Consider the following 13,630-nt stretch of genomic DNA (forward strand, 5'->3'; position numbering starts at 1 on the left):
CGACCGGGGCTCGCGTCAGTCGTCGTCGGGGGCGACGCCGGCGAGGCGCATCGCGTTACCGGTGACGCCGAGGCTCATGCCCATGTCGCCGACGACGATGGCGTGGACGACGGTGACGAAGCCGAGCGGCGCGCCCACCGCGAGCACGGCCTTCACGGCGAGGCTGGACCAGACGTTCTGGCGGATGACGCGGTTGGCCTGCCGGGCGAGGTCGCGGAGGTAGGGAAGCTTCCGGAGGTCGTCGCCGAGCAGCGCCACGTCGGCCGTCTCGATGGCGGTGTCGGTGCCGGCCGCGCCCATGGCGACGCCGACCGTCGCGGCGGCCATCGCGGGCGCGTCGTTGACGCCGTCGCCGACCATCGCCACGCCGTCCGCGCCGAGCTCCTCGACGGCCGCGACCTTGTCCTCGGGGAGCAGTTCCGCGCGGTAGTCGTCGACGCCCACCTGCTCGGCGATGGCGCGGGCGGTGCCCTCGTTGTCCCCCGTGAGCATGACGACCCGCTCGATGCCGAGGTCCTGGAGGCGGGCGACCGCCTCGCGGGCACCGGGCCGGACCTCGTCGGCGACCGCGACGACGCCCTCCAGTTCGTCCTCGGTGCCGACGAGCACGATGGTCTTGCCCTCGCGCTGGAACTTCGGGACGACCTCCGCGAGCAGGTCGAGGCAGTCGTCGCGCTCGGCGCAGCGGTCGTCGGCAGCGAGGGAGAGTTCCCCGCCGTCGGTCGTCAGGTGGGTGTGTCCGAGGTCGAAGCCGAGGTCGTCGAACAGCGCCGGCTTGCCGGCGTAGTGGGTCACGCCGTCGATGTCGGCGCGGACGCCCTTCCCCGGGAGGTTCTCGAAGTCCTCGACGGGGCGATCGTCGTCGCTGCCGCGCTCGGCGGCGTGCTCGACGACGGCGGACGCGATGGGGTGTTCGCTGCGGCGTTCGAGGCTGTAGGCGCACGCGAGCACGTCCTCCTCCCTGTTGCCGTTCAGGCCGACGACGTCGGTCACCGCGAGTTCGCCCTTCGTCAGCGTGCCCGTCTTGTCGACGGCGACGGCGTCGAGTTCGCCCATCGCCTCGAGGCGGTCGCCGCCCTTCACGAGCACGCCGTTGCGCGCCGCGCTGGTGATGCCGGAGACGACGCTGACGGGCGTGCTGATGACGAACGCGCAGGGACAGGCGACGACGAGCAGGGTCAGCCCCCGGACGAACCACGTCTCGAACGGACGGCCGAAGGCGAGCGGCGGCACCGCGACCGTCAGGATGGCGAGCGCGACGACGAGCGGCGTGTAGTAGGCGGCGAACCGGTCGACGAACTGCTCGTGGTCGGTGCGGTGCTTCTCGGCGTCGCCGACCAGTTCGACGATGCGCGAGATGGTCGACTCGTCGGCCTCCGAGGTCGCCTCCACCTCGAGGTAGCCCTCCTCGTTGACGGTGCCGGCGAACACCTCGTCGTCGACCGCCTTGCCGACCGGGACGCTCTCGCCCGTGATCGGCGACTGGTCGACGGCGCTGGTTCCCTCGCGGACGACGCCGTCGACGGGCACCTTCTCGCCGGGGCGGACGGCCACCGTCTCGCCCGGGTCGACGGCCTCGACGGGGACCGTCTCCTCCTCGCCGTCCCGGACCACCGTGGCGGTGTCCGGCGACAGCTCCATCAGCTCCCGCAGTGAGTCGCGGGCGCGGTCCATCGAGTACTGCTCGAGCAGTTCCGCGATGCTGAAGAGGACGGCCAGCGTCGCCGCCTCGAAGTAGAGCCCGACCGCGACGGCACCGAGGATGCCCGCGCTCATCAGCAGGTCGATGTCGAGGCTCGCGTTCTTCGCGGAGTAGTAGCCGTTCCGGAGCACGGCCTGGCCGGCGAGCGCCGCGGCGAACAGGAAGGCGGCGTCCGCGGCGGTGACGGTCACGCCCGCGGCGCGTGCGAGTTCGGCGTTCGCCGCAGGTGCGACGAATTCGAGGACGAGGCCGGCGACGAGCAGCGCCGCGCCGGCCCAGGTCTTCAGGGCCCGGAGACTCCTCCAGACGGAGGCTGGCGACTCGGCGTCGTCGTCCGCCTCGACCTCGTAGCCGGCACCCTCGATGGCCGACACGACGTCGTCGCGGGACGCCGCGCCCGTCTCGACGACGACCCGTCCCGTCGCCGGCTGGGTCTCGTACCCCGCGACGTCGGCACCGTCGAGCGCGTTCTCGACCTTGCCGGCACAGGACGGACAGTCCATGCTGGGCACGGACAGCGTCTCGGTGCCCCCGGCCTCGACCTCGTAGCCGGCGCTCTCCACCGCCTCGCGGACCGCATCCTCGTCGGTCCGGCCGGCGTCGTAGGTGACGTCGAGTCGCCCCGCGGTCACCTGCGCGTCGGCGCCTTCCACGCCGTCGACGGACTCCACGCTGCCGGTCACCTTGCCGGCACAGGACGGGCAGTCCATGTCGGGAACGGAGAGGCGTAGCGTGTCCGCCCCGTCGTCGGTGTCGCTCATTGGACGGGGGTAGTCGCCACGAAGCTATTAATCCTCCTGTCACAGATGACCGGATAACTGCTAAGACGTAACAATTAGCCGAGTGCTAGTTAATAACATCGCGGCGGCAGTTCGTGGTAGGCGACCGTTCGACGACGGTTCAGGACCGTTCAACCGCGGTAATCCGGCGTTGAACGTGGAAACGGTTGTCAACCATCGTTCTCACTTATTGAGGGGGTACACGATGCGTTGAACGAGACGTATGGGAACCGCAACAGGCAGTATGCGTACCGTGAAAGTCAGTGCGGCCGTGCTGGTCGTCGTCCTCGAAGTGCTCGTAGCGGTCGCGTTGTTGATACTCGCGTTCGGCATCTGAAGCGGCTGAGGGGAGTAAGCCCCCTTCTGTTCGGCCCGGTATTCGGCTGAGCGTCCGCGCCGCGTCCGGGCTACCATGGTGGCGCGGACTTGCACCGGCGAGGATTCGCCGTTCCATCCGTTCTCCGCGGTCGACGTGCCGAGTGGCACGGCGTGGCGACGCCACGCACCCTCGGTGGGTCAACTCCCTTCCCTTGCGGGTCGGTTCGCACACCTCATCGGTCACGCGGAGCGGTCTCGTTTCTGTTCCAGAGCCAGTGGTCTCCCACTCCGGGCTTGCGCCCGGTCGCCTGCCCGGACGGTGGGGGGACTTTCCTCACGTGTGTGCCGGCGATGCCGACACCGTACGCGCGCGGCGAGGCCGCGCACACCGCGGAAACCGGGCTCCCTCTGCCAGTGGAAATAAACAGTGCGCTCGCTTAAGGGGTTCGGTTGGCGCGATTCCGGGCCGCGCTACTCCGCCGCGGCCGCCACCGCTCGCCCGAGGAGGAACGCGGGCAGGCCGAAGACGACGACGACGGCAGCCACGACGACGGGCACCGCCAGCAGGACCACCGAAAGATGATTCTGCGGATAGGTCAGCGGCGTCCGGAGCGCGTTCCAGACGGCGAGCGCGACCGGTGGACCGACGACCGCCACGCGACGATACCTGCGCTCCGCGGCCGCGTAGCCGACGACCGCCATCGAGAGGAGCCACAGGGTGGCGAACGCCGCGACGCCGGCCCGGTCGACCGCGTAGTAGGTCCCGGTGGCGAGTTGTTCGAGATACCACGGCGCGACGAATGCAGCGATTCCGAGCGCCGACGCGAACCCGACCAGCGCCGCGACGCCCACGCCGGCCACGGCGCGGGGAAGCGTCGGGCGGACGTCCGAGCGCGCGAGGGCGGCCAGCGCGACGTGCGCCGTGGCCACGGCCGCGGCGAACAGGCGCTGGAAGCCGCCGAGCGCCAGCAGGGCGGCCACGAAGACGACGACGCCGAGGCCACCGACGGCAGCGGCGGTACGGGTCACGCATCTCTCGCTGCCGGAGCCGCGACCGACGAGACGGGCCGTCCCGGCGAGCGCCGCCAGAAGGAGCGCCGCCGGAAACAGGACAACGGCGAGCAGGTTCGTCGCGACGGACAACCAGACGGCGTCCGCGACGGCGACTCCCGCGAGCGCGTGGCCGGTGACGCCCGGCGGTGCGAAGGTGACGAACCCGCTGCCGTCGTCGCCGTAGGTCGTCAGGGTGAGCGCGTTGCCATCAACGTCGGCCGCCGCGGGCGCGCCGCGGACGACGGTTCCCGGCGGACCGCGGACGGTGAGTCGGTCCGCACCGAGGCCGTCGAAGTGGTGGCTGCGCGTCTCGCGGAAGTGGTCGAACCGGACTGCGCCGCCCGGAGCGACGGCCGCCGCGTCCGGCGTCCGGTACCGGAGCACGACGACGCCGTCGGTGGTGACGCGGGCGTCGAGGAGTCGTCCGGGCGTCGCGTCCGCCGCGACGGCGGCGAGCGCCGTCCCGTTCTCGCGGAGGAGTTCGACGGCGGCGCCGTTCGCGAGGCGGTTCCGGACGGTCCAGGCGACGGTGCCGTTCTCGTCGACGCGAACCGTCGCCGTGCTGCGTTCGACGTCGGTGACGGTCGCCGAGGCGTTCAGGTCGTGCAGTTCGCCGTGCCACTGCAACTCGTCGGCGAACCCGTCGCCACAGGGTTCGCAGACGGGTTCCGGCGGCGGGCGGGCCGCCGCGGGCACGGTGAGAGCGGGGGCGACGATGGCTGGAGTGACGAGGAGCGCGACGAGGACGAAGGGGAGGGACGGACGGCGCATGGTCGTAGTCGTGTGGCGATTGACATGAATCTTCACCTCGGCGTGCAGACTGGAATCGTCACTGCACCGCGAACGGACGAACTTATCCCGACCCAGCGCCATCGTCCGATATGAACTGTCGGCGGTGTGGCACGGACCTCGATCGGCCGGGCGACTACTGCCTGGCGTGCGACACCGCCAACTGCGACGCAGTGGTCGTCGCGTTCGACGAGGACCGCGCGACGCTGACGATCCTCGACGAGGACGAGGTGCTCGGAGAGACGACGGTGACGACGATTCCCGAGTCGGGCGACGAGGTGGGCACAGTGCAACTGCGGAACTTCGCCGGTCGCGTCGCCGACGAGATACGCCGCAAGCGTCCGGAGACGGTGTACGCCGCCGGGGACCGCGCGGCGCTGCGCGAGACGCGAGCGCAGTTGCACCACCAGTTCTACCGCGTCGGCGACGAGGACCCCGTCGAGGAGGTGCTGGCCCGCCGGAACGACCGCTCGCTGGAGGTCGTCGACCGCGACCCGATGGAGAAACTCGGCGGGTCGCACTCCACGCTCATCGGCGACCGCGACGGGATGGCCGCCATCCGGACCGTCGCCCAGCACCCCCACGTCAAGAAGGTCGTCCCGGGACCCATCAGCGCCGGCGGGTCGAGTTCGCCCTCCGGCGTCAGGGCGAAGGCGACCCGGGCGGACGGCAACGGCAACGTTCGCCTGCTGCTGCGGGACGGCTCCAGCGTCCAGGAGAACCGCGTCGTCACCACCGCGATGGACCGCGAGCGCGGCGAGCGGGTGCGCGAGGACCTCAACGAGGCGCTAGCCGAGGCCGGAATGCAGTGAGAAACGGTAATCCGGAGTACGCCGCCCACGAACGGTTGTGAACCGTTCACACCAACCACTGCGAAGCCCCAAGCTTCTTGGCGGAGTCTAATTATATCTAATTACACCGATGGTGACGCACTACGACGCTGCCCTCGCCGCGATTCCGGTCCTCTCGGGGGGTGGGTTCGTCGCGGCACAGTTCACCTCGCTACCGCTCACGGTGGCGGGGCTGGTGGGGTCGCTGCTGGTCATCTGCTACGAGATGGTGAACCCGCCGACCGACGAGTGACGGGAACTCAAAGGGTTTATCTGTCCTCTGGCGCAATTCCCCGGTACTATGGCCGAAGACACGAAGAAGCGAACCGGCAGCGCCGGACGCTTCGGGGCGCGATACGGTCGCGTCGCGCGCAAGCGCGTCGCCGAGATCGAGTCGGACATGCACGAGGACCACGTCTGCCCGGACTGCGGCAGCGAGGCCGTCGACCGACAGGGGACCGGCATCTGGCAGTGCGAGCGGTGCGACTACAAGTACGCCGGTGGCACCTACCGGCCCGAGACGCCGGCCGGCCGGACCGTCAAACGCTCCATCCGCGCGGCACTGGCCGAGGAAGAATGAGCTACAAGTGTTCCCGTTGCAAGCGCGACGTGGAACTGGACGAGTACGGCGGCGTCCGCTGTCCCTACTGCGGACACCGCGTCCTGCTGAAAGAGCGGAGTCGGGACGTCAAGGAAGTCGACGTCCGGTAACGTGAACGACGCCGTCCTGGAGTACGAGTACGACTCCGGCGAACGCGCCACCACGGTCCTCCGCAGCGTCGAACAGGAGGTGGGGGAGATAGAGGGCGGACGTTCGCGGACCACCATTTCTCGCGACGAGTCGACAGTCGTCGTCCGCGTCGAAGCCGACGACCTCGTCGCGCTCCGCGCCGCGCTGAACACCTGGCAGACGCTCGTCGGCGTCGCCGAGGAGAGCGCCAACCTGGGCGAGATAGTCCGTCGCTGAACAGTAACGCACCACGGTAGCGCGAGACGGCCGAACGCCGCCATCGCCCGGCGACAGCAGCGTCCCGAACGCCGTTCTTTCGAGCAGTCGCAAAGAGTGGCTTTTTCTGTCCGGGCCGCGAGGTGGGAGGTATGCAGGGTAATCTACCGCCGGAAGCACAGGAGAAACTCGAGGAACTGCAGGACCTTCAGGACACGGCACAGCAGGTCGCCGTCCAGAAGAACCAGGCCGAGACGCAGCTGAACGAGGCCCAGACCGCGCTGGAGGAACTCGACGACATCGACGAGGACACGACGATGTTCCGCGAGGTCGGCGAACTGTTCGTCAAGACCGGCTACGACGAGGCCAAAGACGACCTCGACGAGAAGGTCGACAGTCTCGAGATCCGCGTCGAGACGCTGGAGAAGCAGGAGGAGCGCGTCCAGGAGCAGTTCGAGAAGCTCCAGACCGAGCTCCAGAACATGCTCGGCGGTGCCGGCGGACCGGGTGGCGCTGGCGGACCGGGCGGCGCTGGCGGCGCGTAAGCGATGGTCGACGACGAAGAAGTCGTGCAGACCGCTGCGGAAGCAGCCGAAGGCCTGATCTTTTCGCGATACAAGCAGTCGTCGGTCAAGGACTTCGACGTGACGGTCACGTTCGAGGACGGCGTGCTCGACGTGGACGTGTACGTCAACGCGCCCGACGCCGAGGCGGACGAGGCGACGGTCGCCGACGACGCCGCGCTGGCGGCCCGCGCCGCGGTCGACGAGCTGTTCGCCGACGAGGAAGCGTAGGCGACTACTCCTCCGGGGCGACCGTTCGCGCCCCGCCGAACAGGTTCTCCGGGTCGTACTCGGTCGTGACCGCCCGGAGTCGCTCGGCGCTCTCGCCGTAGGCGGTCCGCTCGTCGTCCTCGCCGAAACCGGCGAAGTTGACGTACAGGCCGGCGGCGGCCGAGCGGTCGCGCATCGTCTCGACGCTGTCGCGCACCCACTCGATGGCGGCGTCCGTCTCGCGCGGGTCGTCCCAGTTCGCCTCGAAGTTGCACAGGTACGACGCGTCGCGGTTGGTGTAGGCCGTATTGCGCTCGTCGACGTCGGCGATAGCGCCGCCGAGGTGCCAGAGGTCGACGGTCGAGAGCGGAACCGGACACTTCTCGGACGTCTCGACGATGGCGTCGATGGCGTCGTCGTCCAGGTCGTCGAGGTACAGCGACTTCCAGTAGTAGTAGCGGCCGTGCGGGTAGTCCACGTCGAGCATCTTCTGCAGGTCGAGGTAGGACATCCGACCGCTGAAGTCGACTATCGGGTCGGCGAACTCGCCGAGCGGCGCGAGCGCGTCCTCGCCCTCGTCGGGGTCGTCGGCGTAGCAACCGAAGAAGACGACCGCGGGGTCTCCCCAGGACGCCTCGGGGAACGGCTCCTCGTCGGGCACCCAGGCGTAGAACGGCAGCACGCTCACCGCCCTCGACGCCTCCGCGGCGTAGTCGCGGAAGAACGCGAACGCCTCGCGCGCCCGGTCGCCGCGGTGCCAGACGAAGGTCGTGGCCACCTCCGGGCCGACGGGGTGACACTCGTACTCGAAGGACGTGACGACGCCGACGCCCCCGCCGCCGCCGCGGAGCGCCCAGAACAGGTCCGCGTGCTCGTCGGCGCTCGACGTGACGAGGTCGCCGTCCGCGGTCACGACGTCCGCAGAGACGAGGTTGTCGCAGCTCAGGCCGTACTTCCGGCGGACGTGCCCCATCCCCCCGCCGAGCGTCAGGCCCGCGATGCCGGTGTCGGAGACGACGCCGCCAGGCACCGCGAGCCCGAACGGCTGCGTCTCGCGGTCCACGTCGCCCCACGTCGCGCCCGCACCGGCGCGGACGCGGCGGTTCTCCGGGTCGAGGCGCACCCAGTCCATCGGCGAGAGGTCGACGACGAGGCCGTCGTCGACGGTGCCCCCGCCGGCGACGCCGTGGCCGCCGCCCCGGACGGCGACCGGCAGGCCGTGCTCGCGCGCGGACGCGACCGCCGCGCGCACGTCGGCGACGCCGGTACACGGCGCAACCATCGCCGGCCGACGGTTGATGCTCCCGTTCCAGACGCGCCGCGCCTCGTCGTACGCCTCGTCGTCGGGCGTCACCAGGTCGCCGGCCAGTTCCTCGTCTAACGTCGCCACTGTCGAATCGGATGGCTCCTGCATGCTCCCCCACCGTGAGGACGTACGCCGAACTGGACGATAACCGTGCCGATCGTTCACATCCACCACACGGTTCCGGGGCGGATTTCCGGAGTAAACGGTCCGAACCCGTGTCTCACGTCGGGGCCGCGAGGAAGAAGATGAGGACGCTGATGGCGGTGACGGCCAGGATGACCGCGCCGGCGAGCGCGGCCCCCATGGCGATGACGGCGTTGGCGTGGCTGGCCAGCGTCTCGGTGCGGTCGTTGCCGAACACGGTGACGTCGGCGCGCTCGCTCGCCATGCCCGCCTCGACCGGTTCGAGGTCGGCCGCCGCCTCGTCGACCAGGTCCTCGACGAGCGCGACGAGTTCGTCGTCGTCGATGGCCTCGCCGACCTGGTTCGACGCCTCGACCTGGTTGACGACGTGGGTGTCGGTGGTCATGACCTCCACCGCGTCGATGGTGGCGGTCGCCTGGATCGCGTCGACGATGCGGTCGCGGAGGCCGGGCTCCATGTTGTTGCCGTCCACCAGCACGTACGCCGTGCGCTGGTCGGCCACCTCCAGGACGGCCGCGCGGATGCCGAGCGGACCGATGCCGTCCAGCGGTCCCCAGTCGGTCTCGTCCCAGGCGACGCCGAGGTGCGGACGACCGACGTCGACCGCCGCCAGTTCCGTGGCGGCGGCGCGCGCGGCCTGTATCATCTGGAAGGAGCGCTCGCTGCCCGGATAGACGTGGCCGAGGTCCTCGCCCTGCAGGCCGTTGTTGCAGTTGTGGGCGTCGACGAGCATCACGTCGTCGAGGCCGTTCGAGCGCGCCTCCGCGGCCGCGGAGAGGCCGACCGCGTACTCGACGTCGTCGGCGAACTCCGGGGAGTAGGTGGCCACGAGCAGGGCGTCGCCGCCGAACGACTGGCCGAGCATCTTCGCGTCGCCCGACCGCGTGCGGACGCTCTGGGTCGCCGCGTCGGAGTACTCGATGCGGTCGTATGCTTCGGCAGCGGTGTCGATGATGGCGTCCACCTCGCGCTCGGTGACCAGGTTGAAGTCGTGCCCGGCGGTCGCGTGCGGCGGGAACGCCAGGCCCTCCGCCTCGGTGGCGACGCGGTTCGGGAGGTTACCGCCGCCGATCTCGCCCATCGGCCCGGGGTGGATCATCGGCAGGACGAACCGCGCCTTCTCGCGCCCGTCGTCGGCGCGCCGGAAGGAGAGCACCGTGACCGGCACGACGGCGTCCTCGCCGATCTGCTCGAAGAAGTCCTCCAGTTCGCGGGTCCCCTCCGCGACGTGGCCGATGAACCCCCGGAGGAAGTCGAGCATGCTGACGCCGAGGCTGCGCCGCCACGGACGGTCGAGCACGACGAGGAAGCCGTACACCCCGAGCGCGTACAGGCCGCTGACGGCGGCGAGCAGGATGAAGTCGCGCGGCCTGACGACCGACGATATCTCGGAGGGTGCCTTCTCGGGGCGGGCGAGCACGTCCTGGACGAGCGGTCCGCCGAGTTCGAGGATGCGGACCGTCTCGCTGTAGACGAAGAAGAGCACGGCGGCCGCGCCCGTCTGGATGCCCGCCGGCACCGTGGAGACGAGGAAGGAGGTGCGCGAGACGGCCATGACGACGAGCAGGCGCAGGGCGAACACGGACGCGAGGCTGACGATGAGCGCGTCGAAGACGAACTGCTGGCCGAAGGACGTGAACACCGCGATGCTGCCGGCCGCGGTGAGGACGACGACCACGAGCACCTCGCAGGTGAGCGCCAGCAGCGACGCCCGGTTGTACGTCAACTGCCCGCCCAGGCGGCGGTCGACCGGCGTCGTGAACAGACTCGCCACCACGGTGGGGAGGCCGATGAAGAAGACGCCCTCCCACGCGTCCTGGAGGACGTACGCGGAGTCGAACGCCCCGACCCCGGTGACGGCGGCGATGAGCAGCGCGAAGGTGACGCTGGCGTACCACTTCGGCGCGCGGAAGATGTACCGTGAGAGGTCCGCCAGGTCACTCTGGGTCGCGGTCATTGTCGATAGGCTATGCCGGGGGAAGTTAAAGTATCCCGCTCCTGACCTGCACACTTCGGGGTCGTGCGACGTGTAACCGCGGGACGCAGTGGCGGTGGAGAGAGCCGGACCGCCGGTCACCCGGCTCGTGTCAGTGCGACTCGCAGATGTCGCGGAAGTTCTCGAAGACCGCCTCCCCTTCGGCGGTGTGGGCGACCTCGGGGTGCCACTGGACGCCGTAGAGGTCCCGGTCGACGTCGCTCATCGCCTCGACGCCGCAGACGTCGCTCGTCGCGGTACGTTCGAAGCCCGACGGGACCGCCTTGACCTCGTCGGCGTGGCTGGCCCACACGCGCGTCTCGGGGGCGAGCGACCCGACGAGCGGGTCGTCGGCGGCCTCGACGTCGACCGTCACGTCGGCGTAGCCGCCGTAGTCGCCCTCGCCGACCTCGCCGTCGAGCACGTGGGCGATGGCCTGCATCCCGAGACAGATGCCGAGCACGGGCACGTCGAGGTCGAGGTAGTCCGCACAGTTGCCGATGTCGTCGAGGGTCGGCCCGCCGGAGAGGACGAGGCCGTCGGCGTCGATCTCCGACGCCGGCGTGTCGTTGTCGATCATCTCGGTGTCGACGCCCATGTCGCGGAGCGCACGGTGTTCGAGGTGCGTGAACTGGCCGTGGTTGTCCACGACGAGGATTCGAGTCATTGGCGGGCCGTACGGATGGGGGCCGTAAAAAGGGCTCGTCGTCGGCTCGCGGCCGACCGAAACCCATTTTCCCGGACCCGGTCACGTTCGCTGCGTGAGAGACAGCGACCACGGAGTAGGGAACGGCGAACGCGCGGGCGGCGTCGAACGCGCGGGTGGCGGACGCGCGGGCGGCGGTGGCGACCGCACCGAGGACAGCGCCGCTCGCGCCCGCCTGCGGTGGGCCGTCGCCCTCCTCGTCGCGGTCGCCATCGGCGTCGCCTCCGTCGTCAGCGCGCCGGGTGGCGTCGGGGCGGCCGGCCCGCTCGGGGCCGGCGTCGACAAGTGGTTCCACGCTGCCGGCTACGCCGCACTCGCGCTGGCGCTCGCGGCGGCGCTGGACGGTCGTCGCCCGCGACGGACCACGGCGCTTGCGGCCATCCTCGCGGTGACGTACGGGGCAGCCATCGAGCTCGTCCAGGGGCCGCTGGCGACCCGGACGTGCGACCCGCTCGACCTGGCCGCGAACGCCGTCGGCGCTGTCGTCGCCGCGCTCGGGTGGTGGGTCGTCGGTCGCCGGTCCTGATCCGGACCGCTCCGTTGGCGGTGACGTAGACGGTGGCGGTCGCAGGAGTCCGCGTCGGGGCAGACGCTTCGATCGTCGGCGAACGGGACGTACGCTCCGCTAGCCGCGACGTGGACGTTGAGGATTTCCGGCGGCGACGGGTTTTTACCGCGGTCGCACATAGCGACAGCCAATCGATGAACGGAAACACCCCCTACGCGGGCCGCCCCGACGTCTCCAAGGTCGCCGTCGAGGACCTCACCACCGACCAGCGGCGCCAGCTCCGGAACAACGTCGCCGACATCGCGACGCTGACCCGGAAGTACCTCCCCGACGAGTACGTCGTCGGCTCGCAGGTGTCGACGAGCGCGACCGGCCCGCAGGCGACGGTCTCCGTCCGGCCGCCCGTCGGCCGTCCGGTCAGCGCCGGGTTCGAACCCGACGCCGGCGACCTGAGCGACGACAACGTGCTCATCGAGGCCGACGAGCGCGACGAGGTCGCTCGCGGACTCGCGGCGAGCGCCGCCCTCCAGGTCAAGCAGGCGATGCAGAACAAGGTCACGCCGACCGCTCGCTGAAGGCGTCACGCCGTCCGCCCGCCCGTCGGCGGGTTGCGGAACACGGCGTCGGCGAGGATGAGGGCCGACAGGGTCGCCGCCGCCACCACGCCGACCCGGAGCGGGATCGACAGCGTCACGCCGGCGAACAGGCCGACGAGGAGGGGGATGGGCAACAGGACCAGGACGAGGTCGTAGTAGGTGAGTGCAGTCGCCCAACGAGCGATGCGACTACCGAGTTTTCTCTGACCCATCATGGTCGTCCCTCCGTGCAATCGTTGGGTCGCTTGCGACTAAAATATTACCCCGCACTTAAACGGTGGGTCAAGTGGTCGGTACCAGAGGCGGCGGTCACTTCCCCCAGAAGCCGAGTGATTCGTTCCCGTTTCGTCCCCCTTAGATATACCAATATAGAGCGAAACTGATCACGAGAAGACCATACACAATTAGCAGATAGATTTCTGCAGGTAGAAGACCCCACGGTGCCAAATAGGTAATTCCGCCGAAGACGATTGTGAGACCGATTGCATGAAGAACGACACTCCAATAGTGCCATTCAGGATTTCCGACTCTCTCCTTTAACCCCGATTTGTACTGGTTGAGTGAAGTATTATTATTTTCAGCGAACCGTCTCAGGTTATTGTTCTTCCGAGGATTCCGTAGATCTCGGGCTAAATCATCACGGTCTACGCTTTGGTCATATCCGTTCCGAGCGTTGTAAGACCGAATCTTGTCCCCCAGTTCCTCCAATTGACTCTGCCACTTCCCGTAATGTTCGTACGACAGAGCAGTCCAAGCTAACAGAGCCGTTCCCCACACGCCAAAATAGACCGCAGGGGAGAGAGTCACAGGTCGTCAAATCTATCCTCAATACGGTTTTCTAAACCAACTCTAGTTGATATGTCTGCCTTATCGTAGCAGGTATTTCCGTCTCTATCTTCTTTAATTAATACCCCCTGCCTTGTGAGCTCGGAGACATAGTTTTCAATTGTGCTCCGTGTCGAGTCTGTTAGCTCAGTTAAATCAGATATAGTAGTAGTCCCATCCGCATAGTACCAACATTTCCGCTTGAGGTCAGAACGTCCAAACTTCCCTTCAATCAAATTTATTATATCATCAGTATGCCTCTCTTTGTTTAGGGTTGCCATGATATTCGTATCACCCTGAATATGATTTACGTCCTGCCTCAGTTCATCGATTTTCCGATTTAGCTCATTCAGAAGGTCTTCTTGGTCAGTCATGGTGTT

The 13,630-nt window shown here is 68.5% G+C and carries 16 protein-coding genes and 1 other RNA gene; 9 read left to right on the forward strand and 8 right to left on the reverse strand.

What is annotated here, in order from left to right; all coding sequences use genetic code 11:
* Positions 1–15: 15 nt before the first annotated feature.
* From NKT36_RS06490 to NKT36_RS06500, 3 genes are all read right to left on the reverse strand, one after another.
* Positions 16–2,463 (reverse strand): heavy metal translocating P-type ATPase, encoded by a 2,448-nt coding sequence (locus tag NKT36_RS06490; RefSeq protein WP_327053143.1) that lies wholly within the window; start codon positions 2,461–2,463, stop codon positions 16–18.
* 358 nt (positions 2,464–2,821) lie between these two features.
* An RNA gene (rnpB, locus tag NKT36_RS06495) (RNase P RNA component) lies at positions 2,822–3,212 on the reverse strand.
* 58 nt (positions 3,213–3,270) lie between these two features.
* Positions 3,271–4,623, reverse strand: a complete 1,353-nt coding sequence (locus tag NKT36_RS06500; RefSeq protein WP_327053144.1) for a hypothetical protein — start codon at positions 4,621–4,623, stop codon at positions 3,271–3,273.
* Positions 4,624–4,733: 110 nt separating this feature from the next.
* Here NKT36_RS06500 and NKT36_RS06505 point away from each other — a divergent pair, with 110 nt between their 5' ends.
* The 7 genes from NKT36_RS06505 to NKT36_RS06535 all read left to right on the forward strand — a co-directional run bounded on the left by NKT36_RS06505 (position 4,734) and on the right by NKT36_RS06535 (position 7,211).
* The gene (locus NKT36_RS06505) at positions 4,734–5,453 is read left to right on the forward strand and encodes a DUF2103 domain-containing protein (protein WP_327053145.1); all 720 of its coding nucleotides are present in this window, start codon (positions 4,734–4,736) and stop codon (positions 5,451–5,453) included.
* A 109-nt stretch (positions 5,454–5,562) separates the two neighbouring features.
* Complete coding sequence (locus NKT36_RS06510; RefSeq protein ID WP_327053146.1) at positions 5,563–5,724, forward strand: hypothetical protein; 162 nt, start codon at positions 5,563–5,565, stop codon at positions 5,722–5,724.
* A gap of 48 nt (positions 5,725–5,772) precedes the next feature.
* A complete protein-coding gene (locus tag NKT36_RS06515) occupies positions 5,773–6,051 on the forward strand; it encodes a 50S ribosomal protein L37ae (RefSeq protein ID WP_327053147.1) in 279 nt (92 codons plus the stop codon).
* The gene (locus tag NKT36_RS06520; protein ID WP_121817820.1) at positions 6,048–6,182 is read left to right on the forward strand and encodes a DNA-directed RNA polymerase subunit P; all 135 of its coding nucleotides are present in this window, start codon (positions 6,048–6,050) and stop codon (positions 6,180–6,182) included. The genes NKT36_RS06515 and NKT36_RS06520 overlap by 4 nt, the downstream gene beginning before the upstream one ends.
* Before the next feature lies 1 nt (position 6,183).
* Positions 6,184–6,438, forward strand: coding sequence for a KEOPS complex subunit Pcc1 (locus NKT36_RS06525; protein WP_327053148.1), 255 nt, complete (start codon positions 6,184–6,186; stop codon positions 6,436–6,438).
* 131 nt (positions 6,439–6,569) lie between these two features.
* Positions 6,570–6,962, forward strand: coding sequence for a prefoldin subunit beta (locus tag NKT36_RS06530; RefSeq protein ID WP_327053149.1), 393 nt, complete (start codon positions 6,570–6,572; stop codon positions 6,960–6,962).
* 3 nt (positions 6,963–6,965) lie between these two features.
* A complete protein-coding gene (locus NKT36_RS06535; RefSeq protein ID WP_327053150.1) occupies positions 6,966–7,211 on the forward strand; it encodes a DUF3194 domain-containing protein in 246 nt (81 codons plus the stop codon).
* A gap of 4 nt (positions 7,212–7,215) precedes the next feature.
* Here the strand turns inward: NKT36_RS06535 and NKT36_RS06540 are convergent, their stop codons facing one another.
* The 3 genes from NKT36_RS06540 to NKT36_RS06550 all read right to left on the reverse strand — a co-directional run bounded on the left by NKT36_RS06540 (position 7,216) and on the right by NKT36_RS06550 (position 11,282).
* A complete protein-coding gene (locus NKT36_RS06540) occupies positions 7,216–8,604 on the reverse strand; it encodes an FAD-binding oxidoreductase (RefSeq protein ID WP_327053151.1) in 1,389 nt (462 codons plus the stop codon).
* 112 nt (positions 8,605–8,716) lie between these two features.
* Complete coding sequence (locus NKT36_RS06545) at positions 8,717–10,597, reverse strand: DUF2070 family protein (protein ID WP_327053152.1); 1,881 nt, start codon at positions 10,595–10,597, stop codon at positions 8,717–8,719.
* A gap of 130 nt (positions 10,598–10,727) precedes the next feature.
* Complete coding sequence (locus NKT36_RS06550; protein WP_327053153.1) at positions 10,728–11,282, reverse strand: GMP synthase subunit A; 555 nt, start codon at positions 11,280–11,282, stop codon at positions 10,728–10,730.
* Positions 11,283–11,376: 94 nt separating this feature from the next.
* On the opposite strand from NKT36_RS06550, the gene NKT36_RS06555 reads away from it, so the two are divergent.
* Positions 11,377–11,847, forward strand: coding sequence for a VanZ family protein (locus tag NKT36_RS06555; protein ID WP_327053154.1), 471 nt, complete (start codon positions 11,377–11,379; stop codon positions 11,845–11,847).
* A gap of 176 nt (positions 11,848–12,023) precedes the next feature.
* Positions 12,024–12,404, forward strand: coding sequence for a DUF5811 family protein (locus NKT36_RS06560; protein WP_327053155.1), 381 nt, complete (start codon positions 12,024–12,026; stop codon positions 12,402–12,404).
* Between the two features lie 5 nt (positions 12,405–12,409).
* Here NKT36_RS06560 and NKT36_RS06565 read toward each other — a convergent pair whose 3' ends face one another.
* Together NKT36_RS06565 and NKT36_RS06570 are read right to left on the reverse strand one after the other, a co-directional pair.
* Positions 12,410–12,640, reverse strand: a complete 231-nt coding sequence (locus tag NKT36_RS06565) for a hypothetical protein (protein WP_327053156.1) — start codon at positions 12,638–12,640, stop codon at positions 12,410–12,412.
* A 588-nt stretch (positions 12,641–13,228) separates the two neighbouring features.
* Positions 13,229–13,624 (reverse strand): hypothetical protein, encoded by a 396-nt coding sequence (locus NKT36_RS06570; RefSeq protein ID WP_327053157.1) that lies wholly within the window; start codon positions 13,622–13,624, stop codon positions 13,229–13,231.
* Positions 13,625–13,630 lie beyond the last annotated feature (6 nt).

The organism is Halomicrococcus gelatinilyticus (assembly GCA_024227995.1).
Classification (GTDB): Archaea; Halobacteriota; Halobacteria; order Halobacteriales; family Haladaptataceae; genus Halomicrococcus; species Halomicrococcus gelatinilyticus.

What these genes read in the sequence shown, in the direction of transcription:
- NKT36_RS06490 (WP_327053143.1), bottom strand. Translation starts at nt 2,463, where the DNA reads ATGAGCGACACCGACGACGGGGCGGACACGCTACGCCTCTCCGTTCCC.
- NKT36_RS06500 (WP_327053144.1), bottom strand. Translation starts at nt 4,623, where the DNA reads ATGCGCCGTCCGTCCCTCCCCTTCGTCCTCGTCGCGCTCCTCGTCACT.
- NKT36_RS06510 (WP_327053146.1), top strand. Translation starts at nt 5,563, where the DNA reads ATGGTGACGCACTACGACGCTGCCCTCGCCGCGATTCCGGTCCTCTCG.
- NKT36_RS06520 (WP_121817820.1), top strand. Translation starts at nt 6,048, where the DNA reads ATGAGCTACAAGTGTTCCCGTTGCAAGCGCGACGTGGAACTGGACGAG.
- NKT36_RS06505 (WP_327053145.1), top strand. Translation starts at nt 4,734, where the DNA reads ATGAACTGTCGGCGGTGTGGCACGGACCTCGATCGGCCGGGCGACTAC.
- NKT36_RS06560 (WP_327053155.1), top strand. Translation starts at nt 12,024, where the DNA reads ATGAACGGAAACACCCCCTACGCGGGCCGCCCCGACGTCTCCAAGGTC.
- NKT36_RS06565 (WP_327053156.1), bottom strand. Translation starts at nt 12,640, where the DNA reads ATGATGGGTCAGAGAAAACTCGGTAGTCGCATCGCTCGTTGGGCGACT.
- NKT36_RS06545 (WP_327053152.1), bottom strand. Translation starts at nt 10,597, where the DNA reads ATGACCGCGACCCAGAGTGACCTGGCGGACCTCTCACGGTACATCTTC.
- NKT36_RS06515 (WP_327053147.1), top strand. Translation starts at nt 5,773, where the DNA reads ATGGCCGAAGACACGAAGAAGCGAACCGGCAGCGCCGGACGCTTCGGG.
- NKT36_RS06530 (WP_327053149.1), top strand. Translation starts at nt 6,570, where the DNA reads ATGCAGGGTAATCTACCGCCGGAAGCACAGGAGAAACTCGAGGAACTG.
- NKT36_RS06535 (WP_327053150.1), top strand. Translation starts at nt 6,966, where the DNA reads ATGGTCGACGACGAAGAAGTCGTGCAGACCGCTGCGGAAGCAGCCGAA.
- NKT36_RS06570 (WP_327053157.1), bottom strand. Translation starts at nt 13,624, where the DNA reads ATGACTGACCAAGAAGACCTTCTGAATGAGCTAAATCGGAAAATCGAT.
- NKT36_RS06550 (WP_327053153.1), bottom strand. Translation starts at nt 11,282, where the DNA reads ATGACTCGAATCCTCGTCGTGGACAACCACGGCCAGTTCACGCACCTC.
- NKT36_RS06540 (WP_327053151.1), bottom strand. Translation starts at nt 8,604, where the DNA reads ATGCAGGAGCCATCCGATTCGACAGTGGCGACGTTAGACGAGGAACTG.